Genomic DNA, 21,829 nt, shown 5'->3' with positions numbered 1-21,829 from the left:
GATGGAATCTCTCGGAACTATATGGAACCTTGGTATTAAAGAGCTGCGCAGCGTCTGGCACGACAAGGTTCTGCTGATCTTTGTGTTGCTGGCTTTTACTTTGATTGTCTATACCGCAGGCTCTGCGGGTTCCATGGAACTGCACAATGCACCCGTGGCGGTAGTGGATGAAGATCAGACAGTGCTTTCCGGCCGTGTTATAGATTCGCTGCAACAGCCCTGGTTTCTGAAGCCCGATCTCGTTAGCCTCAGCCAGATAGACGAGATGCTGGATCAGGGTACTCATACTTTCGCCCTGGTCATTCCGGAAGGTTTTGAACGGGACATACGCAGTGGAAAAGTATCCAGCCTGCAACTGGATATTGATGCCACACGAATGACACAGGCGTTTATCGGCGCCAGCTACATTGAGCAGATAATTACCACTGAAGTAGCGGAATACCTGGAGACGGGAAGCTCCGCAAGTACGCTTCAGGTAGAACTGATTACCCGGGTCAGCTTTAATCCGAATCTCGAAGGCACCTGGTTCGGTGGCGTAATGGAGCTGATTACCGAGATTACTCTGATCAGTATCATCCTTACCGGTGCTGCACTGATCCGGGAGCGCGAACATGGCACGGTGGAGCACCTGATGGTGATGCCCGTAAGACCCTTCGAGATTATGGCTGCCAAGGTCTGGGCAAACGGTCTGGTGGTTATGCTGGCGGCTACGCTTTCCATCACTATCGTAATCCAGGGCGTGCTTGCAGTGCCTGTGCAGGGTTCGGTTTTATTGTTCCTGTTTGGAGCCCTGATTCATCTTTTCTCCACCACTGCGATCGGAATCCTGATTGGCACAGTAGCGCGCACCATGCCGCAGTTTGGCTTGCTGCTGATCCTTACCATTCTGCCCCTGCAATTGCTCTCTGGCGGCATTACGCCAAGAGAAAGCATGCCGGATCTGGTGCAGAACATCATGCTGGCGGCACCCACCACACATTTCGTGAGCATGGCTCAGGCAATTCTTTATCGGGGCGCAGGGCTGGAAGTGGTATGGCCACAAATGCTGGCGCTGGCAGGTATAAGTGTAGTGTTCTTCAGCCTGTCGCTGGCTTTGTTCCGGCGGCATCTGGCGGTTTAGGAGGGGCTCAGGCACAAGTGTATTGGTAGGTTCTGTTCAGAAAGCAAAACGGGCAATCGAGCTTCGAGCTGACTGACACAGAATTTTCAGAAGATGCACATAATGCGGGAGAGAAATTCGGGAAAGTGGTCGGCGTGAGAGGATTCGAACCTCCGACCCCTTCGTCCCGAACGAAGTGCGCTACCAAGCTGCGCCACACGCCGATCAACGGCCGGTATTATACTGATTCCCGGAGTTTTTACCAGTCTGAGCCTGATAAAAAGGCATCCGTAAATGCGCTGAGGTTGTCGTAGATTGCCACTCTTGCACCTGGAATCGGGTGCTTTTCCAGGTGCTGTTCAGTCTCTTCCCCGTTTCCGGTGCGAACCAGCACAGGCTGGCACCCTCCAGCAAAACCTGCCTCCAGATCCTTAAGGCTGTCGCCAACCATAACTGCACTGTCCAGAGAGCTCAGGTGAAAGTGTCCGCGAATTTGTTCCAGCAGGCCAGTCAGGGGCTTTCGGCAGTGACAGTCGTCATCCGGGTGGTGCGGACAATATGCGATAAAATCGATACAACCGCCATGGGGTTCCAGTAACCGGTCCAGCTTTTCATGCATGGCATTCAGCGCATCGGTACTGTAGTAACCCCGTCCGATTCCGGACTGATTGGTGGCGATGGCAATACGATGACCAGCCAGGCAAAGCCTGGCCATCGCCTCAACGCTACCGGGAATCGGGTGCCATTCATCTGCAGAGCAGATGTAGCTGCCGTCGTACTCGTTGATGACCCCGTCCCGGTCGAGGATGATCAGCATGGATCAGCCAGCGGCGGGTAGCAGCGAGATATCTGCGACTCGCAAAAACAGGTTATGCAGGCGGTTCAGCAGTGCAAGGCGGTTGTCCCGCACGGCTTTATCCTCGGCCATAACCATGACGTCATTGAAGAAGCTGTCTACGGGCTCCTGCAATGTGGCCAGTGACTGCAAGGCACTGGAGTAGTCGCCCTGCTCAAACAGTGGGGCCACCTTCTGTGCTTGTTGCTCTACCTGTGCGGCCAGGGTTTTCTCAGCTGCATCCTGCAGCAGGCTGCTGTTGACGGTTTCGCCAAGGCTCTCTCCGCCCTGTTTGGACAGAATATTGGAAACCCGCTTGTTTGCACCGGCCAGGGCCTGTGCTTCCGGCAACTGGCGGAATGCTTCCACAGCTTTTACCCGGCGATCGAAGTCCAGCGGGCGGGTTGGGCGGCGGGCATGGACAGCCAGGTATACCTCGGCGCTGATGCCCAGCTCATCGTAATGGGCCCGGAACCGGTCCAGCATGTAATCGACAACCTGGGAGGCAGTACCTTCCCCGGTCAGTCCGTTGAAGCTTTCCTCTGCCCACTCGCAGCATGTCTGCAGATCCAGTGGCAGCTCCCGCTCAATGATAATACGCAGCACACCCAAAGAAGCGCGACGCAGGGCGAAGGGATCCCGGGTGCCAGACGGTGGCTGTCCGATACCAAACAGGCCTACCAGTGAATCCAGGCGGTCAGCGATGGCGAGCGCACAACTGGTCAGGGTTGTGGGCAGGCTGTCTTTGGCGAAGCGAGGCATATACTGCTCGTTCATCGCTTTCGCTACATCGGCAGGTTCGCCATCGTTGGTTGCGTAGTACTGCCCCATAATGCCCTGAAGGTCGCTGAACTCCAGCACCATTTCAGTCACCAGGTCGGTTTTTGCGAGCATGGCTGCGCGCTCGGCCAGAGCCGGGTCGCTGCCAATAGCTGAGGCGATCTTTTTGGCGAGGGTGGCTACCCGAACGGATTTGTCGTAAATACTGCCGAGTTTTTCCTGGAACACAATTGGCTTGAGTTGCTCAATGCGGTCTTCCAGGCGGGTTTTGCGGTCAGTTTCATAGAAGAACGCAGCGTCTGAAAGTCGTGGACGGATCACCTTTTCGTTACCCGATACGACCTGAGACGGATCCTTGCTCTCTATGTTGGCAACGGTAATGAACAGGGGCAGCATCTGGCCGGAGGCGTTTACCACATGGAAGTACTTCTGATGCTCCTTCATGGAGGAAATCAGTGCTTCCGCAGGAACTTCCAGGAACCTGTCATCAAAGCGCCCCATAAGAGGCACGGGCCATTCATTCAGGCCGGTGACTTCGTCCAGAAGATCCTCATCAATCACTGCTTCACCATCGGCATTTGCTACCGCAAGGGCAGTGACACCGGCGCGGATCTGTTCCCGGCGCTTTGCAAAGTCGGCAATGACGTAGCCTTCCTGCTCAAGTACAACTTCGTAATCAGCCGGGGTCGGAATAATCAGCTCTTTGGGGCAATGGAAGCGGTGGCCCAGGGTTTTGTTGCCTGGAGTCAGCCCCATGATGGGGGTGTCGATAACCTTGTTGCCAAAGAGCATTACCAGCCAGTGCACAGGCCTGACGAATTCAGTGCGGTGTGCGCCCCAGCGCATCCGTTTGGGAATCGGCAGCGAGGCCAGAGAGCTTTCAACGAGCCCGGCCATCAGATCTACGGTGGGCTTGCCCTGCTCGACGGTGCGATAGACCAGCCATGCGCCCTTGTCGGTTTCCAGAGTATCAAGCTGATCCGGGGTTACGCCCAGAGATGTAGCGAAGCCGGTGAGCGCGCGGGTCGGGTTGCCAGCGTCATCAAAAGCAGCTTTCACGGCCGGACCGCGTTTTTCAATTGATTTGTCGGGCTGGGCATCGGCCAGGTCACGTATGCGTAGCGCCAGCCGGCGCGGTGCAGCAAAGGCTTCTACCTTGCCGAAAGTGATGCCAGCTTCTTCCAGGCCTCTGGTGATACCCTGAGTGAACGCATCAGACAGTGGCTGGAGTGATTTTGAGGGCAGTTCTTCGACGCCCAGTTCGACCAGAAAATCCTGTGTAGCCATGATTATGCTTTTCCCTTTTCCTGCTGTGCCTGCTTCTCTTTTTTGCCCTTCTTACCCTTGCCCTTGTTGTCGGCGGCTTCGGCTGCGGCCAGCACCTCTTGACGTAAGGCCTCCTGGGCGAGCGGGAAGCCGAGTTTGCGCCGGCTGTCGAAGTAGGCCTGGGCTACGGCCCGGGCGAGAGTGCGTACGCGCAGGATAAAACGCTGGCGCTCGGTGACCGAGATAGCGTGGCGGGCGTCCAGCAGGTTGAAGGTGTGCGATGCCTTCAGAACCTGTTCGTAGGCGGGCAGAGCCAGGCCGGCTTCAATCAGCCTGGCGCTTTCGCGCTCATAAACATCAAAGCTGTGGAAGAGGAACTCGGTGTCTGCGTACTCGAAGTTGTAGGTGGACATTTCCACTTCCTGCTGGTGGAAAACGTCGCCATATGTAACCACACCGTCCGGGCCTTCTGTCCAGACCAGGTCGTATACGCTGTCTACTCCCTGAAGGTACATGGCAATGCGCTCAAGACCGTAGGTAAGTTCGCCGGTAACGGGGTAGCATTCAAGGCCGCCAACCTGCTGGAAGTAAGTAAACTGGGTAACTTCCATTCCGTTCAGCCAGATTTCCCAACCCAGCCCCCAGGCGCCAAGCGTGGGCGATTCCCAGTTGTCTTCTACAAAGCGGATGTCGTGAACCAGCGGGTCCAGCCCCAGAGCACGCAATGAGTCCAGGTAGAGTTCCTGAATATTATCGGGCGAGGGTTTGAGCACCACCTGAAACTGGTAATAGTGCTGCAGACGGTTCGGGTTTTCCCCATAGCGGCCGTCTGTAGGGCGCCGGCTAGGCTGCACATACGCGGCATTCCAGGTTTCCGGCCCTATGGCTCGGAGGAAGGTTGCCGGGTGAAACGTACCGGCGCCAACCTCCATGTCCAGGGGCTGAAGTACCACGCAGCCATGCTGCGCCCAGAAATTCTGCAGAGCCAGAATCAAGCCCTGAAAGGTCTTGATGTCCGGAGTGCTGTTCGTTGCCTTGTCTGTCGCCTTCTCTTTCACAACATTTGCCTGCTGATTCAGTCTGTGTGTAGCCACTCTTCGGACTCGGTTATGAGTCAGTCCGGAGCCAATATTCAATTCGCTCACAAGAGGGTCATTCGGAAAAAAGGCGCATTATACGCTCGCCAATGCGGTATTTCTAAGTCGTCTTCATGCTCTTGATTTTGAACTAGAAGAACGTCAGCCCTACCGCGAAGAGTTTTTCAACTTCTCTTACGCGGGACTTGTCCACCAGGAACAGGATGACATGGTCATCAGGCTGCACCCGCAGGTGATCATGGGCAATCAGTACCTCGTTGTGGCGTACAATTGCGCCAATAGTTGCGCCCTGGGGCAGATTTATTTCGTCCAGCCTGCGGCCAATAACCTTGGATGATTTGTGATCTCCGTGGGCGATGGCCTCTATGGCTTCGGCTGCCCCTCTGCGCAGTGAGTGAACATTTACCACATCACCCCGGCGCACATGAGTAAGCAAACTGCCTATGGTGGTCTGCTGGGGTGAGATAGCCACATCAATCTCGCCACCCTGGATCAGATCTACATAGTCGGGGTTGTTGATCAGGGTGAACACCTTGCGGGCACCAAGGCGCTTGGCCAGCAGCGATGCCATGATATTGGCTTCGTCGTCGTTGGTGACCGCGCAGAACACATCGGTACTTTCGATGTTTTCTTCCAGCAGAATGTCTTTGTCCGCAGCATTGCCTTCAAGTACAACCGTCTTGCGGAGGTTTTCCGAGAGCAGCACGCAGCGCTCGTGATTGCGCTCAAGTAGTTTCACCTGAAAACGGTTTTCGAGGGTATGGGCCAGGCGCTGGCCGATATTGCCGCCGCCGCAGATAAAAATGCGTTTGTAGTTTTTGACCAGTGGTTGCAGCTCGCTCATAACCGAACGAATGTGATCGGTACCGGCGATGAAAAACACCTCGTCGCCGTCTTCAAGTATGGTATCGCCGCGGGGCATGATGGCCCGGTCTTTGCGGAAAATGGCGGCGACCCGGGTTTCGACCTTGGGCATGTGGGTGCGCAGGTAGGACAGTTCACGACCTACCAGCGGGCCACCTTCCGTCGCCCGGATAGCAACCAGCCGGACCAGCCCCTTGGAGAACTCCAGCACCTGCAGAGCGCCAGGGTACTCAATCAGCCGGGTAATGTGGCGGGTAACCAGATGTTCCGGGCTGATCATGACGTCAATGGGGAAGCCGCCTTCTTTCCCGAACAGCTTGTTGTTGGAGAGGTAGGCACTGGCCCGTACGCGGCTGATTTTCGTGGGCGTGTTGTACAATATGTTTGCGATCTGGCAGGCGACCATGTTGGTTTCGTCGCTGTTGGTCACCGCAATCAGCATGTCGGCGTCTTCTGCGTTAGCCTGGCTAAGCACTGTCGGATAGGAGGCCATGCCCTGAACTGTGCGAATGTCGAGGCGATCCTGCAGTTCACGGAGCCGTGCCGCGTCGGTGTCGATGACCGTTATATCGTTGGCTTCGCTGGCGAGGTTTTCAGCCAGCGTGCCGCCCACCTGGCCGGCACCGAGGATCAGGATCTTCATGATTCAGGTTTCTCCAGTACGGCATAGAAAAAGCCGTCATGGCTGGTTTGATCGGGGAGAAGTTGTCGCCCCGCACCCATATTCCGCCCCCACAGGACCTCTGGCTCAACAAGCACCGCGGTGCTTTGTTGTTTGAGGAACCGCTGAATTATACGGTGGTTTTCCTGGGGGAACACCGAACAGGTCGCATAGACCAGGCGACCACCCGGTCTGAGTACGGACCACATAGCTGCAAGAAGGCCGAGCTGTATGGCTGCCAAAGGTACAATGTCGGTTTCCCGTCGCAACAGTTTGATGTCCGGATGGCGGCGGATTACACCGCTGGCGCTGCAGGGTACGTCGAGCAGAATCCGGTCAAAAGGCTTTCCGTCCCACCAGTGCTCAATGTCAGCGGCATCTGCCTCTAGCAAAGTGGCTTGCAGATCCAGCCGGTCCAGGTTTTCCTGGACTCTGGGCAGGCGCATGGCCGATTCATCGATGGCAACAACTTCCGCCAGTTCGGCCTGGCTTTCAAGGATGGCGCAGGTTTTTCCGCCGGGAGCCGCGCAGGCGTCCAGAACCCGTTGCCCGGGCGCCAGATCCAGCAGGGTTGTGCATAGCTGCGCAGCTTCGTCCTGAACGCTCACTGCCCCATCGGCAAACCAGGGTAACTGATCAACCTGTATGGGCCTGCTGAGCTGGATGCCGTGAGGTGCAAAGCGGGTTGCTGTTGCTTCAATTTCTGCCTGCTTCAGCAGCGAGAGATATTCGTCGCGGCCAAAGCGAAGAGCATTCACCCTCAGTGTCATCGGAGCCTGGGCGTTGTTTGCTTCCAGAATCTGTTGCCAGTCGTCGGGCCAGTTATGGCGAAGCTTTTCCACCATCCAGACGGGATGGCTGAAACGGCAGGCATCGGTTTGCGGCTCTGGCGCACCTTCACGCTCGGCAGAACGCAAAACCCCATTCACGAGGCCGGTAAGATGGGGTTTGTCGAGAGCGCGGCAGGCCTCTACGGATTCGTTGAGAATGGCATAGGTCGCCTGCTGGCTGAAGCGGAGCTGGAACAGCGCGACAAGCATCAGATGGTGAACGATGCGATCGGGTTTCTTCAGTGGCTTTTTCAGCCGGGTTTCCAGTTCACCGTCCAGGCGGTGAAACCAGCGGCAGGTGCCGTAGCAGAGTGCCTGAAGTGTCGGCCGCTCACCGGGAGCAAGGCGCTGCAAAGCTGGCGGCAGGCACTGGGATAAAGACTCGCCGTTCTCCACCGCTAACAACACGCTGGCAGCAATTGCTCGCATAGGCAGATCGTAGCTGTCCATGCTCAGCGTAACTCCTGTCCGGGTAACAACAGTTGCTTGCCGCCGTTAATCAGGTCGTTAACACTCTGGGCGCGGGATCCCGGCAGCTGTAGCCGGGTGATACGCAGAGTACCGGTGCCGCAGGCAATATCAATACCTTCCCGCTCCCTTCGTATCACTGTGCCTGCCGGTTTCTGGCTTTGCTCTTCCGTCGCCCGGGCCTCGTGAATCCGCAGGCGCTGTTCTTCCAGGTCTGTGTAAGTACCAGGCCAGGGGTTAAAGGCACGCACCAGGCGTTCTATGGTCAAAGCATCCTGCGACCAGTCAATGTGACCTTCTTCTTTAGACAGCTTGTGGGCGTAGCAGGCGTCCTCGTCATTCTGGATTTCACCAGCAAGTTCATTGTTTTCCAGCCGGTTCAACGCTTCAACAATGGCATCACCACCCAGTTCGGCAAGGCGATCGTGTAGACTGCCGCCTGTATCGGAGGCTTCAATAGCCGTCCGGGATTTCAGCAACATGGCACCTGTATCCAGGCCTTTGTCCATCTGCATGATGGTGATGCCGGTTTCCTTGTCACCCGCTGCAATGGCACGCTGAATAGGCGCTGCACCACGCCAGCGGGGCAAAAGAGATGCGTGAATGTTGAGGCAGCCGTGGGTGGGGATTTTCAGTACCGGTTCCGGAAGAATCAGCCCGTAGGCAGCAACGATCATCACATCCGGACGGAGGCTGGCCAGTTTCTGCTGCGCTTCCGGAGATTTCAGGCTTTCAGGCTGAAAGACCGGTATCCCGTTATCCAGCGCAACCTGTTTGACCGGGCTGGGTTGGAGTTTGCGGCCACGACCAGCGGGCCGGTCGGGCTGGGAGTATACCCCCACCACGGTATGGTGGGTGCCCAGTAGCGCTTTCAGAGCGCTTGCTGCGAAATCCGGCGTGCCGGCAAAAACGAGTCGCACAGTGTTGGGTCTCTGTTTCGTTGAATACGAAAAGACCGGGCCAGGGCCCGGTCCGATACTTTCTACAAAATCCTCATGCGCCTTTCAGTCAATATTCACGCACTTTGCTTGTGAAGCTTTTCCAGCTTCTTGCGAATGCGGGTACGCTTGAGGTTGCTCAGGTAATCTACAAACAGCTTGCCGTTAAGGTGATCCATCTCATGCTGGATACAGACCGCCAGAAGGCCGCGGGCTTCCAGTTCAAACGGCTTGCCGTCTCGATCCATGGCGCGGACGATGCAATGCTCTACGCGCTCGACGTCTTCATAAAAGCCCGGAACTGAAAGACACCCTTCCTGCATGGCTTCACGATCACCATCCAGCACTTCCACCTGCGGGTTGATGAAAACCCTTGGTTCGCTTTTGTCCTCGGACAGATCCATAACGATGATCTGTTTGTGGACGTCCACCTGTGTGGCCGCCAGACCAATGCCGGGCGCATCGTACATGGTCTCGAACATGTCGTCGATGAGCTTGAGATCTGCGTCTGTCAGTTTATCTACCGGCTTGGCGATGGTGCGCAGACGGGGATCCGGATATTCGAGTATTTCTAGTATCATAGTGCTCGTACTTTTGGCCTGTATGACAAATGTCAGAATTGCTCGCTGGCATTCTTTAATGGCAAATGCATTACTGATGGCGTTGCCTGGCTTTTTACGTTGTCTTTTGTAACTGTGTGAAAACGATCTCTGAAATGCGACAGCGTACTGCGCAAATTGTTCCTTTCACATTAATATATGCAGCGTCACGACTCTGCCTGTACATTATCCAACAATTCGCCGATTGAGTACAAACTGATCAGGCAATAGTTAAAATCTTTTGTAAATGGCATAGAATTTACTGGAAGAACAAAAGATAACATCACAATTTGCGAGACTTCTTCTATAGTAACTGGCATAACAACGGAATAAGCTGCAGACAACTGGCTGCATCCTTACCGGAACTCACAGATTCAAGGCACGCGATCAAGGACTTAGACAATGAGGAAACTGCTGTACGCTCTGGCGGCCACTACGCTGCTATTAACCTCCTGGGCTCAAGCTGCACCAGAACTGCGGTCTGATCATCCTGAGCGTTACACTGTTGTGAAGGGTGATACCCTTTGGGATATTTCAGGGCGATTTTTGAGTAACCCATGGTATTGGCCCGAAATCTGGCACGTTAACCCACAGGTTGCGAACCCTCACCTGATATACCCGGGCGATCGTCTTGCCTTGGTGTATATCGATGGTAAGCCCCGTATTACCAAGGTGGCGTCCAACAATGGTGTTGTAAAACTCTCGCCGAAGGTACGTTCGGAACGGATTGATACACCCATCCCTGCTATTCCGCTGGATGCTATCAGCAGCTTCCTGACGGATACCCGTATTGTAAGCCCCGAAGAGCTCAGCGGAGCGCCTTATGTACTTGAAGGTGCAGAGGGTCGTCTCGTTACCGGAGCCGGTGACCGGGTTTATGCCCGAGGTGAAAAACCTGCGGATAAGGTAGGTGTGTTCCGCCGCAGTACGGAATTTGTCGACCCGGATACCGGAGAGTTCCTTGGCCTGGAGGCACGCAGTATCGCCCGGGGTGATGTAGCTGCAGAAAACGGTGATGTTCTGACAGTAGACCTCACCCGCTCCAGCGAAGAGGTACGCGTCGGCGACCGTTTGCTGGTTAGTGAAGACCGTCGCCTGACGACCAGTTTTGTGCCGAGTTCACCTGCCCGGCAGGTTGAAGGTAAAATGATCTCCGTTGATGGCGGTGTTACCCAGATTGGTCAATACAATGTGGTTGCCATTAACCGGGGTAGCCGTGAAGGGCTCGAAGCTGGCAATGTGATGGCTATTCTCAAAAGCGGGAATCTTGTACGCGACCCGGTTACCAATGAAACCGTTGAACTACCCTCCGAACGGGCGGGTTTGCTGATGGTCTTCCAGGTATATGAAAAAATGAGCTACGGGCTGATTCTGCACGCGACCCGTGCTCTGTCAGTGGGTGACAAGGTTACCAACCCCTGATTTCATAGCCGGTAAATCAAAAGCCGGGCCAGGATGGCCCGGCTTTGCTGTTTCCAAGGATGATGTCGTGTTTTCCTCCCCTTCCTCCAAGTGGTTGTTTCTTACCTGTTTACCCAGGTTTGGTCGTGCCAGCCGGCGGGCCATGCTTGCAACAATCCCCGATCTGACCGACCTTCTCACGAAAAACTCCGCGACGCTCCGGGCATATGGTCTGTCTGCTGAAACGGTAGCGGCCATCATGGCTTGGCAGCAACAGGATGAAACCCACAAGGCTGTCAACGCAGTACGGCAGACGTTGCTGAATTGTGAGCGTCATGGCATTGGCATAGTCAGTTGGCACCACCCTGATTACCCGGAAGCCCTGAAGCACATCCATGATGCTCCTCTGGTGTTGTACACCCGGGGTGACCCCAGCCTGTTGGGCCGCGAACAGATAGGTATTATCGGCAGCCGCAATGCTACGCCGGCAGGGTTGGATCACGCCCGGCGCTTTGCGGCGGAACTGAGTAACCGGAACCTGTTGGTGATCAGCGGCCTGGCCCTGGGAGTTGATGGCGCAGCCCATGCCGGAGCACTGGATGCCGGGCACTCGACAATCGCGGTTATTGGTTGTGGGCTTGATCGCATATATCCGAACCAGCATCGACACCTTGGGGAACGGGTTATCGGGAACGGTTTGATGGTATCTGAGTATCCACCGGGAACACCGGCAAGAGCGGCCCACTTTCCCCAGCGTAACCGAATTATCAGCGGTCTGAGCCGGGGCATACTGGTGGTCGAAGCGGGTCTGAAAAGTGGGTCTCTCATCACCGCCCGCATGGCCCTGGAACAGGGGCGCGAGGTTTTTGCAATTCCCGGGTCCATTCACAGCCCGGTGGCGCGAGGCTGCCACCATTTGATCAAGCAGGGCGCCAGGCTGGTGGATCAGGTGGATGATATTATAGAAGAGCTGGGCGCTTCCTGGTCTTCCCCCGTGGGTGAGATCAGGTCAGTGCGGCACGCTACACTACCCGAAGACGCTTGCCATCCGCCCAGCCCGCTGGATGCTCTGGACGACCGGGAAATCGCGGTGTTTGAGGCATTAGGGTATGATCCCCAGTCAACTGATGCATTGTGTTCAGCAACTGGCCTTCCGGCTGATCAGCTTGTTCAGTCTCTTCTGCTTCTCGAGCTTGAAGGGCTGGTGAGTTCCGCGCCCGGAGGGTATCAGAAAATCGCCTGAGCGCTGTGTGATGATTCATCTGTTTCTGGTCTGACAACATCAACATGGCAGCGCCCAAGCCCATCAATGAGTGGCAGTTACATTGCGCCCGCAGGACGATCCTGCAAGGTGGCGTGATCGCATACCCGACAGAGGCGGTCTGGGGTCTGGGGTGCGATCCCTGGAACCAGCAGGCTGTCGCACGTATTCTTGAACTCAAGAACCGGTCGATTGAAAAAGGCATGATTCTGGTGGCTGCTTCGGTGGAGCAGGTTCGCTTTCTGCTGGATCCGCTGCCCGAAGTACTTCAGCTACAGGCCCGAAGTCATTGGCCTGGCCCGGTTACCTGCCTGTTACCGGACGTGAATAAACAGGTTCCGGAGTGGGTGCGCGGCAGCCACAGCTCAATCGCAGTCAGAGTCAGTGAGCACCCGGTGGTTAAAGCCTTGTGTGAACGCGCCGATATGCCTTTGGTATCTACTTCCTGCAACCCAGCCGGACGACAGCCTGCACATAGCGCCCTTCAGGTTCGCCAATACTATAATGGCCAGCTTGACTGGATTGTGCCCGGCGCTCTTGGTGGAAACCGGAAGCCCAGTTGTATTATTGATATTGTCAGCGGTAAACAGCTTCGTTAGGAGAATTCATGCCTCAGCAACCGGATAGCAATGCGGTTAAACAGTATCTGCTTGGCCTTCAGGAGGCCATCTGCCTGCGTCTTGAAGCGCTGGAAGGCAAGGATAAAAAGTTTGTTCGTGATGCCTGGGATCGTCCCGAAGGTGGCGGCGGTATAAGCCGTGTAATCAGCGAAGGCCGCGTTTTTGAAAAAGGTGGTGTGAATTTCTCCCACGTAATGGGAGATACAATGCCAGCGTCTGCCACGGCGCACCGCCCCCATCTGGCAGGTGCCCCCTGGCAGGCCATGGGAGTTTCGCTGGTGATCCACCCGAACAACCCCTATGTGCCCACTTCTCACGCCAATGTCCGGTTTTTTATTGCAACCCCGAAAGACGCCGAGCCTGTTTACTGGTTTGGTGGTGGCTATGACCTGACACCCTATTATGGTTTTGATGAGGACTGCATACATTGGCATAAAACAGCCAGGGCGGCCTGTGAGCCTTTCGGTAAGGACGTCTATCGCCGCTACAAAGATTGGTGTGATGACTATTTTTACCTGCGGCACCGGGATGAGCCACGGGGTGTTGGCGGGCTTTTCTTCGACGATCACAACACCGGTGATTTCGAGCAGGATTTCGGGCTGATGAAATCTGTTGGTGACAGCTACATCGAGGCTTACGAGCCCATTGTCCGCCGCCGTATGGAATATGCTTACGGTGAGCGTGAGCGGGATTTTCAGCTCTTCCGGCGCGGGCGCTATGTCGAGTTCAACCTGGTGTACGATCGTGGCACTTTGTTTGGCCTGCAGTCTGGCGGCCGCACAGAATCCATCCTTATGTCGTTGCCCCCACTGGTGCGCTGGGATTATAGCCGGGTGCCGGAAGCTGGCAGTGAAGAAGCTCGTTTGACGGAGTACTTTCTCACCGGGCGTGACTGGTTGGCCGGTGACGAGCATCAGGAGGGGTAAGGCATGAGTAATGAGCTATATGCGGTGATGGGTAACCCGATAAGCCACAGCAAGTCACCGAGAATCCACAGTTTGTTCGCGGGCCAGACGGGAGAGCCCGTGGAGTACACTGCGATTCAGGTGCCTCTCGATGGTTTCGCGGCGGCGGTCCGCCGGTTCTTTGAGGCTGGAGGAAAGGGGCTGAACGTGACGGTTCCCTTCAAGGAGCAGGCATGGGCGTTGGCGGAATGCCGGGCCGCCAGGGCTGAAAAAGCCGGAGCAGCCAATACCTTGTATCAGAACGAGGCTGGCCAGCTGGTTGCTGACAATACTGATGGCCAGGGCCTGGTACGTGATCTTGTGGATAACCACGGTGTCAGGCTCAAAGATGCCAGGGTACTGGTTCTGGGTGCAGGTGGCGCTGTGCGAGGCGTTCTGGGCCCTTTGCTTGAACAACAACCTGTCAGCCTGACCCTGGCAAACCGTACGGTTGCGAAAGCCGGGACGCTGGTCAAGCTGTTTGCTGATGAGGCCGGCACAACAACTCTGAGAGCCTGCGGATTTAAAGAGCCGGATCAGCCGTTCGATGTCATTATTAACGGTACCAGCGCAAGTCTGCAGGGAGACCTGCCTCCCCTTGGTGCGGATGTGATCGCAGCTGACACAGTTGTCTATGACATGATGTATTCTTTGCAGACCACCACATTTAACCAATGGGCACTGGATAACGGAGCCATCCGGGTATTTGATGGTTTGGGCATGTTGGTTGAGCAGGCAGCAGAATCCTTCCGTCTATGGCGGGGAGTGCTACCGGAAACTGCGCCTGTAATCGAGGCGCTTCGTAATGAATGAAAACGTGTCCCTTCCGGGCCACTTTCAGAGACTAATCCGTAAGGGCTATACATGGATATTCTTACCCTCGTAGGGCTTGTCGCCGGTATTCTGATTGTTGTTCTGGCAATGCTGGCAAATGCCTCGCTTCTGACCTTTCTCAACCTGCCGGGCCTGGCCATTGTTATCGGTGGTACCTTTGCCGTAACGCTTATAAAATTTCGTATGCCCTCGGTGATGAGTGCCTTTCGCCTCGCAATGAGCGCAGCGTTCACCGATAAGGTCGACCGGCCTGCGGAGTTGATCCGCGAAGCAGGGGCGCTGGCCCTGGTTGTGCGCAAGGAGGGTATTCTGGGACTGGAGAACCACCGGACCAGCAATGAATTTCTTCAGAAAGCCATCAACCTGTGTGTGGATGGCCACCCGCCAGAACTGGTAGAGGAAGCCCTGGCTCAGGAGTCTCAGCAAACGGCAGAGCGTTATGAGGTGGCTGAACGGGTGTTCCGGGGTATTGGAGAATCTGCACCGGCTATTGGCATGTTGGGCACCCTCGTCGGTCTTGTACAGATGCTTAACTCACTGGATGATCCCTCGTCCATTGGTCCGGCCATGGCTGTTGCCCTTCTGACCACACTTTATGGCGCTTTCATTGCCCAGTTGATTGCTCTGCCCCTGGCGGACAAGCTTCAGCTCAAGGCGGAAGATGAAAGCCGTAATCAGGTGCTGATCATCACATCCATGCGCAACATCATGCGCGGGGAAAACCCGAGAGTAATGACTGAGATGCTGTCCTCGTTTGTAACACCGGATCAGCGCAGAGGGCTGGCGCCGGAGCGGGAGGCCTGAGGTTTTGCAAACGATCCGGAAAGCCGGCAAACCCCGGCAGAAAAACCAGACACCTGCGTGGATCGTTACCTTTGCCGATCTTGCAACGCTGCTGCTCACGTTTTTTATTCTGTTGTTATCCTTCGCGGAAATGGATATAGAAAAATACAAAGCTATGGCGAACTCCATGTCCGTTGCATTTGGTTCCGCGAATGTTCTGGCTGATGATATCGGCGGTTCTCCGATTACCCTGGTGGAGTCAGACACTGTTTCTCTGCCAGAGCCCACCGAATCACAGACCCCAGAGCCTGAATTCATTGATGAGCGTGCACCACAATCTGAAACCACCGTTATTTCCAAAGGTGTTATAGACCTGGCCAGCAGAATGATTGGTGAACTGGAAAGTGAAGTGGCGTCAGGGGCGTTGAACGTCAATTACGATAAAAACAAAGTGGTTATCCGGTTCTCTGAGGAGGCCACCTTCCGTTCCGGAGAGGCGGCTATCAAGCCCGAGATGATCCCCATCATTGAACGCGTAGTCGGCGTGCTGGCTGGCTGTACCGGTGATGTTCTGGTTTCCGGTTACACAGATGACAGGCCTATCTCCAGCAGCCGTTATCGCTCAAACTGGGACCTCTCCGCTGCCCGCGCTGTATCCGTAGTACATGAGCTTGTCATGAGCCAGCAGGTGCCTGCTGAACGGGTAGTTGCCGCTGGCCGGGCAGAAACCAATCCTCTTGCTCCGAATGATACGGCTGAAAACCGCGCATTGAATCGCAGGGTAGAAATTGCCATTCGCGATCCCGAGTGTGATGAATCTATTTCAACCAGCGATTTGCCGATAGAAATCCTGCCCTGAGCACGGAAATGACGAATATGAGCTGTTTGGGAAACCGCTGTAGCCGGACCTGATTCCCGGCTACAGCGATACTCAGGCAAGAGTGAAGAGTGTTACTCGACGTCTACCTGGATGGCTTTAGGCTCTTTCGGCTCTGCCTTCTGCAGGGTCAGAGTCAGTAAACCATCCTTAAAACTGGCTTTCACACTGTTTTCGTCCACATTTTCCGGCAGTGTGAAGCGCCGCATGAAGCTGCCATAGTAACGTTCAATGCGGTGCAGCTTTTTATCCTTGGACTCCTCTTCGTGCTTACGTTCCCCCTCAATGGAGAGTACGCCGTCGTGGACGGTTACCTTCACGTCTTTTTTGTCCATGCCAGGCAGTTCTGCCTCAATCGTGAAGGCCTCGTCCGTTTCCTTGATGTCGACGGCCGGGGCCCAGTCACTGCGACTGAAGAGGTCTTTGCCGTCGCTGCCGGTGCGTGCTGTGCCAAGTATCCGATTATAACGCCCCATCAAATCTTCAAGCTCATTGATCGGGTTCCAGCGGGTAAGATTGTTCATAGGTACTACCCCCTTTTATCTATACAAACGAATTTGAACAAAACCAGCGCTGTTCCCGGAACTGCGACGAACCCGGGACTCACACGGCCGGGTATCCGTGAACAGTCGCTACATACCGAATGTATGTGCAGCAAGTTACTTTTCAAGCCCCGATAATTGCGGGTTGTACTAACACCTTTCAGCCAGGTATTGATCCTTGAGTTTCACGTAGTTGGCCGCTGTGTATGTGAAAAACGAGCGCTCATTTTCGGTCAAAGGCCGGGCTTTCTTGCATGGTGAGCCGACGTACAGATGGCCGGACTCAAGGGTTTTCCCCGGTGGTACCAGGCAGCCTGCGGCAACAATGACCTCATCTTCGACCACGGCGCCATCCATAATGATACAACCCATACCCACCAGCACACGGTTACCAATGGTGCAGCCATGCAACAGAGCTTTGTGCCCCACGGTTACATCGTCTCCGAGGGTGAGAGGGTGACCTCCGGGGTTAAAATCGCTGGCGTGGGTAATATGAAGTACAGAGCCATCCTGGATACTGCAACGGCTGCCGATTCGGATCTTGTGCATATCGCCTCGCACCACAGTCATAGGCCAGATAGAGCAGTCGTCACCGGTTTTAACATCACCGATCACGACAGCACTTGCATCCACCAGAGTGCGCTTCCCGAAATCTGGCGTGGTACCCTTGTGAGAACGTACATTCGTCATTACATATACTCGATAGATGAAATTGTTTCCCGGACCTGGGTCGTCCGGAGGAAGGGGCTTTCCAAAACACGCCGTAAATACGTCCATGTAGGCTCGGCTCCGCCATCCATGGCTCCGCACGGTTTTGGAAAGCCCCTTCCTCCGGACTCCGTTCCCGGGAGCTGACAGTACAGCGTTTATAGTGTCACGCTACTTTACCAACTCATTGCTGAGAAGGGGATCCATGAATAACCCGTTACTGACTGATGATTTGCTGCCAAAGTTCGATCATGTGCGTACAGAGCATATGGAAACGGCTATTGACCAGATTCTCAGCGAAAACCGTGTAAAAATCGCCAGCCTGGCCCAAAACGAAGATCCTGACTGGGACACACTGGTTCAGCCCATGCAGGCTCTCGATAACCGGCTCAGCAACGCCTGGTCTGTCATTTCGCACCTCAACAGTGTCATGAACAACGATGAACTGCGCGGGGTCTACAAAAACTGCCTGGAAAAGCTCACCGAATACAGCACAGAAATCAGCCAGAACAGTGCCTTGTGTGAAGCCTACAAGAAGCTCGCTGCCCGGGAGGATTTCAGCGAACTGAGTGAAGCCCAGCGCAAAGCCGTGGATAACACCCTGAGGGACTTCCACCTTGGCGGCGTTGATCTGCCTGAAGACCAGAAAAAACAGTACGCGGCCCTGTCCAGGGAGCTGGCCGAATTGTCCAACCGCTTCAGCGATAACGTTCTGGACGCCACCCAGCATTGGTTCAAGCACATCACGAATGTAGAAGAGCTGGCTGGTATACCGGAATCTGCCATCGAAGGTGCCAGGCAGGCCGCCAGCCAGAAAGAGCTGGATGGCTACGTGATCACCCTCGATTTTCCCAGCTTCTTTCCGGTCATGACATATTGCGACAACCGGGAGCTTCGTCGTGAAGTATACGAAGCCTTTGTGACCCGTGCGTCAGACATGGGGCCGGATGCCGGAACCTGGGACAACACCCAGGTGATGGCCGAAATTCTCAAGCGCCGCCATGCTCTGGCCAGGCTTCTGGGTTTCAATAACTATGCCGAGCGCTCGCTGGCCACCAAAATGGCCAGAGATACGGAAGAGGTTCTGGGTTTTCTTACTGAGCTGGCAGCGAAATCCAGACCGATTGCCGAGAAGGAGTTTGCAGAGCTCAAAGCATTCGCCAAAGACGAACACGGTCTCGACGATATGAGTGCCTGGGACGTGGGCTACTACAGTGAAAAACTGCGTCAGAAGCGCTATGACATCTCACCCGAAACCCTGCGCCCCTGGTTTCCGGCAGACAAAGTAGTGCCGGGCTTGTTCAGGGTTGCGGAGAAGCTTTTTGACATACAGATTGAAGCCAGACCAGACGTGGAAACCTGGCACGAAGATGCCACCGCCTACTGCATTAGCCGTAAGGGTGAGCCGATCGCCTGGTTCTACCTTGACCTGTTTGCCCGTCAGGGCAAACGTGGTGGTGCCTGGATGGCAGATTGCCGTGTACGCTGGCGCAATTTGCGCGGGCAACTGCAGTTGCCGGTGGCATTTCTCACCTGCAACTTCACGGCACCTGTGAATGGCAAGCCATCACTGCTTACCCATGATGAAGTAACGACCCTGTTTCATGAATTCGGCCACGGGCTGCATCACATGCTGACTCAGGTCGACGTGATAGACGTTTCCGGTATCAATGGCGTGGCCTGGGATGCGGTAGAGCTGCCGAGCCAGTTCCTGGAAAACTGGTGCTGGAATCCTGAGTCCCTGGCTTTGATTGCCAGCCACTATGAAACCGGGGAGCCCTTACCAGAAGACATGCTGCAGAAACTGCTGGCGGCGAAAAATTTCCAGTCTGGTATGGCCATGGTGCGGCAGTTGGAATTCTCTCTGTTTGACTTCCGTCTGCACGCAGAATTCACCGAAGAGGCTCCCACCAATCCGCTGGAAATGCATCACAAGGTGCGTGAAACCATTGCGGTTGTGGAAGCCCCGGAATTTAACCGCTTCCCGAATGCATTTTCACACATTTTCGCCGGCGGCTATGCTGCGGGTTATTACAGCTATAAATGGGCGGAAGTTCTGGCTGCGGACGCTTTCTCGATGTTTGAGGAAAAGGGCATCTTCGACCCGGAAACCGGGCGCGCCTTCCTGCAAAACATTCTGGAAAAAGGCGGATCACAGGAGCCCATGGAACTGTTCAAGGCGTTCCGTGGCCGTGAGCCTCAGGTGGATGCTCTGCTGAAACAGACCGGCATCACAAACGAAGCAGCCTGATCCAATCCACTCTGGCGGTCGATACGGCCGCCGGAGACTTATGTGGAGTTACTTTATGGTGAGCCCTAAACGTTTTATAGCCGGTGCGGTTTGCCCACGCTGTGCGGAGATGGACAAGATCCGGGTGTTTACCGATGATGCCGGTGAGCAGATTCGCGAGTGTGTGGCTTGCGGTTTTACCGATGCGGTATCGGATGCCGAAAAGCCTGCAGAGCCTGAGTTGGAGACCCGGGTTAACAAGCGCGGCAATGAGGATGACCATACGGTTAAGCAGGTTGTTTTTTTTAAGGCTGGGTCTTCTGAGGACTAGGGTTTTTTGAGATCGTAGCCTGTGACTTGAGGGGAGTAAGAGGTCGCGGCGATATATTTTTCTGCCGGGAAAAAACAACTCGCTGCGCTCAGACATTTTTTTCCCGGCAGAAAAACATCTCCCCACACCCTCTTGTTCTCACTGCATGGGTAACTCGTTTAAAAGATCAGGAAGTTCGGTTCAGTTCGGCTTGGTTCCAAGTTTTCAGTGTCAGCTGCTGACCGCCAATACAGTGATTCAGAGAACACTCGTCCTCCCCGTCTTTCCCTTACGATATCTGTATTGTTTAACGCGAGGGTGCGGGGGTACTTTCTGGCGGAAAAAAGATGTCTGAGCGCAGCGAGTTGCTTTTTTCCAGAAGAAAGTACCCCCGTGGCTTCGCATCCCCTAAACCTGCAGGCTACGAAACGAAGGCAAACTCCAAACTCAAAGAACCATAGCCGCCAACCACCCAAACCCGAGCAACGGCAGGTTGTAGTGCAGGAACGTGGGCACCACGGAATCCCAGATGTGGTTGTGCTGTCCGTCAACGTTGAGGCCGGCGGTGGGGCCGAGAGTGGAATCGGAGGCCGGGGAGCCGGCATCACCCAGAGCGCCGGCAGTGCCCACCAGAGCAACAATGGCAAGAGAGCTGAAGCCCATTTCCAGTGCCAGAGGCACATACAGGGCGGCAATTATTGGGATTGTCGAGAAGGATGAGCCGATCCCCATTGTGATCATCAGGCCTACCGCAAGCATCAGCAGCGCCGCCAGCGGTTTGTTGCTGCCGATCATGTCGACGGAGCTTTGAACCAGTGTTGCGATTTCGCCGGTTTCCCGCATGACTTCCGCAAAACCCGATGCAGCGATCATGATGAAGCCGATCATGGCCAGCATTTTCATGCCTTCTGTGAACAGGTCATCAGCTTCTTTCCATTTCACCACGCCGGAAAGATTGAACAGCAGGAAGCCTGCCAGAGCACCGAGGATCATTGAACCGAGCCAGAGTTGCACCACGAAGGCGACGACAATGGCGGCAAGAGCCATAACCAGTGTGCGAGGGCTGTAAGACACATTTACGCGTTCGGTACGGGTAATGGCATCCAGGTCATATTCTCGCTCTCCCCGGTAAGTGAAAAATACAGCGACCAGCAACCCACATAGCATTCCCAGAGCAGGCAGGGCCATGGCCTGCATTACGCTCAGGCCCTCTGTTTCACCACCATTGGCACTGATTTTGGCCATCAGGATTTCGTTCAGGTAAATGCTTCCGAAACCAATAGGCAGGAACATGTAAGGAGTGATCAGCCCAAAGGTGAGTGTGCAGGCTACAAGCCGGCGGTCCATTTTCAGTTTGGCCATCACGTACAGCATGGGCGGAACGACCAGCGGGATAAACGCGATGTGAATGGGCAGAATGTTCTGCGACGACAGGGCGATCAGTACCAGCACACCAATGATCATGTAACGTACGCCTGTTGCCGCTGCACTGTTTTCCTGTTGCCCGACCATGGCGAGGGTCTTGTCCGCCAGTGCGTGAGCCAGCCCGGACTTTCCGATAGCGACAGCGAAGGCGCCGAGAGTCGCATACGACAGTGCCACGGTGGCACCGCCTCCAAGGCCGTTATTGAAGGCGGCAATGGTGGCTTCCAGGGACATTCCGGCAATCAGGCCGCCGGAGATGGCACCTACGATAAGAGCAACAACAACGTGGATGCGGGCCAGGCTCAGTACGAGCATGATCAGCACCGCTGCAACAACGGCATTCATGGAAAACTCCGGGTAAAACGAGATGGGTTATTCCGCCTTCTTGTGAAGGCAGAGATCTTGAACGCGCGGTAATTTGCAGTAATTGGCCGGGTTAGTCAAAGGGCAGTGCAAT

At 55.2% G+C, this 21,829-nt stretch carries 20 protein-coding genes and 1 tRNA gene; 10 read left to right on the top strand and 11 right to left on the bottom strand.

The window, feature by feature from the left end:
• Position 1: 1 nt before the first annotated feature.
• A complete protein-coding gene (locus DS878_RS01720) occupies positions 2–1,120 on the top strand; it encodes an ABC transporter permease (protein ID WP_113814311.1) in 1,119 nt (372 codons plus the stop codon).
• 126 nt (positions 1,121–1,246) lie between these two features.
• On the opposite strand, the gene DS878_RS01715 is transcribed toward DS878_RS01720, so the two are convergent.
• From DS878_RS01715 to def, 8 genes are all read right to left on the bottom strand, one after another.
• Positions 1,247–1,323: transfer RNA gene (locus tag DS878_RS01715), tRNA-Pro, on the bottom strand.
• 35 nt (positions 1,324–1,358) lie between these two features.
• Positions 1,359–1,916: a D-glycero-beta-D-manno-heptose 1,7-bisphosphate 7-phosphatase gene (gene gmhB, locus DS878_RS01710; protein WP_113814199.1), complete on the bottom strand. Its 558-nt coding sequence runs from the start codon at positions 1,914–1,916 to the stop codon at positions 1,359–1,361.
• A 3-nt stretch (positions 1,917–1,919) separates the two neighbouring features.
• On the bottom strand, positions 1,920–4,001 hold the full coding sequence (glyS, locus tag DS878_RS01705; protein ID WP_113814198.1) for a glycine--tRNA ligase subunit beta: 2,082 nt from the start codon (positions 3,999–4,001) through the stop codon (positions 1,920–1,922).
• 2 nt (positions 4,002–4,003) lie between these two features.
• Positions 4,004–5,038, bottom strand: coding sequence for a glycine--tRNA ligase subunit alpha (gene glyQ / locus DS878_RS01700; protein WP_113814310.1), 1,035 nt, complete (start codon positions 5,036–5,038; stop codon positions 4,004–4,006).
• Positions 5,039–5,207: 169 nt separating this feature from the next.
• Complete coding sequence (gene trkA, locus DS878_RS01695) at positions 5,208–6,584, bottom strand: Trk system potassium transporter TrkA (RefSeq protein ID WP_113814197.1); 1,377 nt, start codon at positions 6,582–6,584, stop codon at positions 5,208–5,210.
• The gene (gene rsmB, locus DS878_RS01690; RefSeq protein WP_113814196.1) at positions 6,581–7,882 is read right to left on the bottom strand and encodes a 16S rRNA (cytosine(967)-C(5))-methyltransferase RsmB; all 1,302 of its coding nucleotides are present in this window, start codon (positions 7,880–7,882) and stop codon (positions 6,581–6,583) included. The genes trkA and rsmB overlap by 4 nt, the downstream gene beginning before the upstream one ends.
• A 2-nt stretch (positions 7,883–7,884) precedes the next feature.
• Positions 7,885–8,820, bottom strand: a complete 936-nt coding sequence (gene fmt / locus DS878_RS01685; protein WP_113814195.1) for a methionyl-tRNA formyltransferase — start codon at positions 8,818–8,820, stop codon at positions 7,885–7,887.
• 95 nt (positions 8,821–8,915) lie between these two features.
• Positions 8,916–9,419 carry a peptide deformylase gene (gene def, locus DS878_RS01680; protein ID WP_113814194.1) on the bottom strand — a complete coding sequence of 168 codons (504 nt, stop codon included), beginning with the start codon at positions 9,417–9,419 and terminating at the stop codon, positions 8,916–8,918.
• A 420-nt stretch (positions 9,420–9,839) separates the two neighbouring features.
• Here def and DS878_RS01675 point away from each other — a divergent pair, with 420 nt between their 5' ends.
• The 7 genes from DS878_RS01675 (at position 9,840) to DS878_RS01645 (ending at position 16,139) form a co-directional block, all read left to right on the top strand.
• Complete coding sequence (locus DS878_RS01675) at positions 9,840–10,859, top strand: LysM peptidoglycan-binding domain-containing protein (RefSeq protein ID WP_113814193.1); 1,020 nt, start codon at positions 9,840–9,842, stop codon at positions 10,857–10,859.
• A 67-nt stretch (positions 10,860–10,926) separates the two neighbouring features.
• A complete protein-coding gene (gene dprA, locus DS878_RS01670; protein WP_113814192.1) occupies positions 10,927–12,081 on the top strand; it encodes a DNA-processing protein DprA in 1,155 nt (384 codons plus the stop codon).
• Between the two features lie 44 nt (positions 12,082–12,125).
• Complete coding sequence (locus tag DS878_RS01665) at positions 12,126–12,698, top strand: L-threonylcarbamoyladenylate synthase (protein WP_113814191.1); 573 nt, start codon at positions 12,126–12,128, stop codon at positions 12,696–12,698.
• A gap of 8 nt (positions 12,699–12,706) precedes the next feature.
• Entirely contained in the window at positions 12,707–13,645 is a 939-nt protein-coding gene (gene hemF / locus DS878_RS01660; RefSeq protein WP_113814190.1) for an oxygen-dependent coproporphyrinogen oxidase, read from the top strand.
• Positions 13,646–13,648: 3 nt separating this feature from the next.
• Positions 13,649–14,476, top strand: coding sequence for a shikimate dehydrogenase (gene aroE, locus DS878_RS01655; protein ID WP_113814189.1), 828 nt, complete (start codon positions 13,649–13,651; stop codon positions 14,474–14,476).
• Between the two features lie 51 nt (positions 14,477–14,527).
• Entirely contained in the window at positions 14,528–15,301 is a 774-nt protein-coding gene (locus tag DS878_RS01650) for a MotA/TolQ/ExbB proton channel family protein (RefSeq protein WP_113814188.1), read from the top strand.
• Positions 15,302–15,305: 4 nt separating this feature from the next.
• Positions 15,306–16,139, top strand: a complete 834-nt coding sequence (locus DS878_RS01645; RefSeq protein ID WP_113814187.1) for a flagellar motor protein MotB — start codon at positions 15,306–15,308, stop codon at positions 16,137–16,139.
• A gap of 92 nt (positions 16,140–16,231) precedes the next feature.
• Here the strand turns inward: DS878_RS01645 and DS878_RS01640 are convergent, their stop codons facing one another.
• The gene (locus DS878_RS01640; protein WP_113814186.1) at positions 16,232–16,681 is read right to left on the bottom strand and encodes an Hsp20/alpha crystallin family protein; all 450 of its coding nucleotides are present in this window, start codon (positions 16,679–16,681) and stop codon (positions 16,232–16,234) included.
• Between the two features lie 168 nt (positions 16,682–16,849).
• Positions 16,850–17,389 (bottom strand): gamma carbonic anhydrase family protein, encoded by a 540-nt coding sequence (locus DS878_RS01635; protein WP_113814309.1) that lies wholly within the window; start codon positions 17,387–17,389, stop codon positions 16,850–16,852.
• Positions 17,390–17,612: 223 nt separating this feature from the next.
• On the opposite strand from DS878_RS01635, the gene prlC reads away from it, so the two are divergent.
• Positions 17,613–19,658, top strand: a complete 2,046-nt coding sequence (gene prlC, locus DS878_RS01630) for an oligopeptidase A (RefSeq protein WP_113814185.1) — start codon at positions 17,613–17,615, stop codon at positions 19,656–19,658.
• A 55-nt stretch (positions 19,659–19,713) separates the two neighbouring features.
• Positions 19,714–19,968, top strand: a complete 255-nt coding sequence (locus DS878_RS01625; protein ID WP_113814308.1) for a YheV family putative zinc ribbon protein — start codon at positions 19,714–19,716, stop codon at positions 19,966–19,968.
• 426 nt (positions 19,969–20,394) lie between these two features.
• On the opposite strand, the gene DS878_RS01620 is transcribed toward DS878_RS01625, so the two are convergent.
• The gene (locus DS878_RS01620; protein WP_113814184.1) at positions 20,395–21,717 is read right to left on the bottom strand and encodes a Na+/H+ antiporter family protein; all 1,323 of its coding nucleotides are present in this window, start codon (positions 21,715–21,717) and stop codon (positions 20,395–20,397) included.
• Positions 21,718–21,829 lie beyond the last annotated feature (112 nt).

This window comes from Marinobacter sp. F3R11 (genome assembly GCF_003318275.1).
Classification (GTDB): domain Bacteria; phylum Pseudomonadota; class Gammaproteobacteria; order Pseudomonadales; family Oleiphilaceae; genus Marinobacter.
The sequence above is the reverse complement of the archived record's forward strand: the minus strand, read 5'-3'. Positions and strand labels throughout refer to the sequence as shown.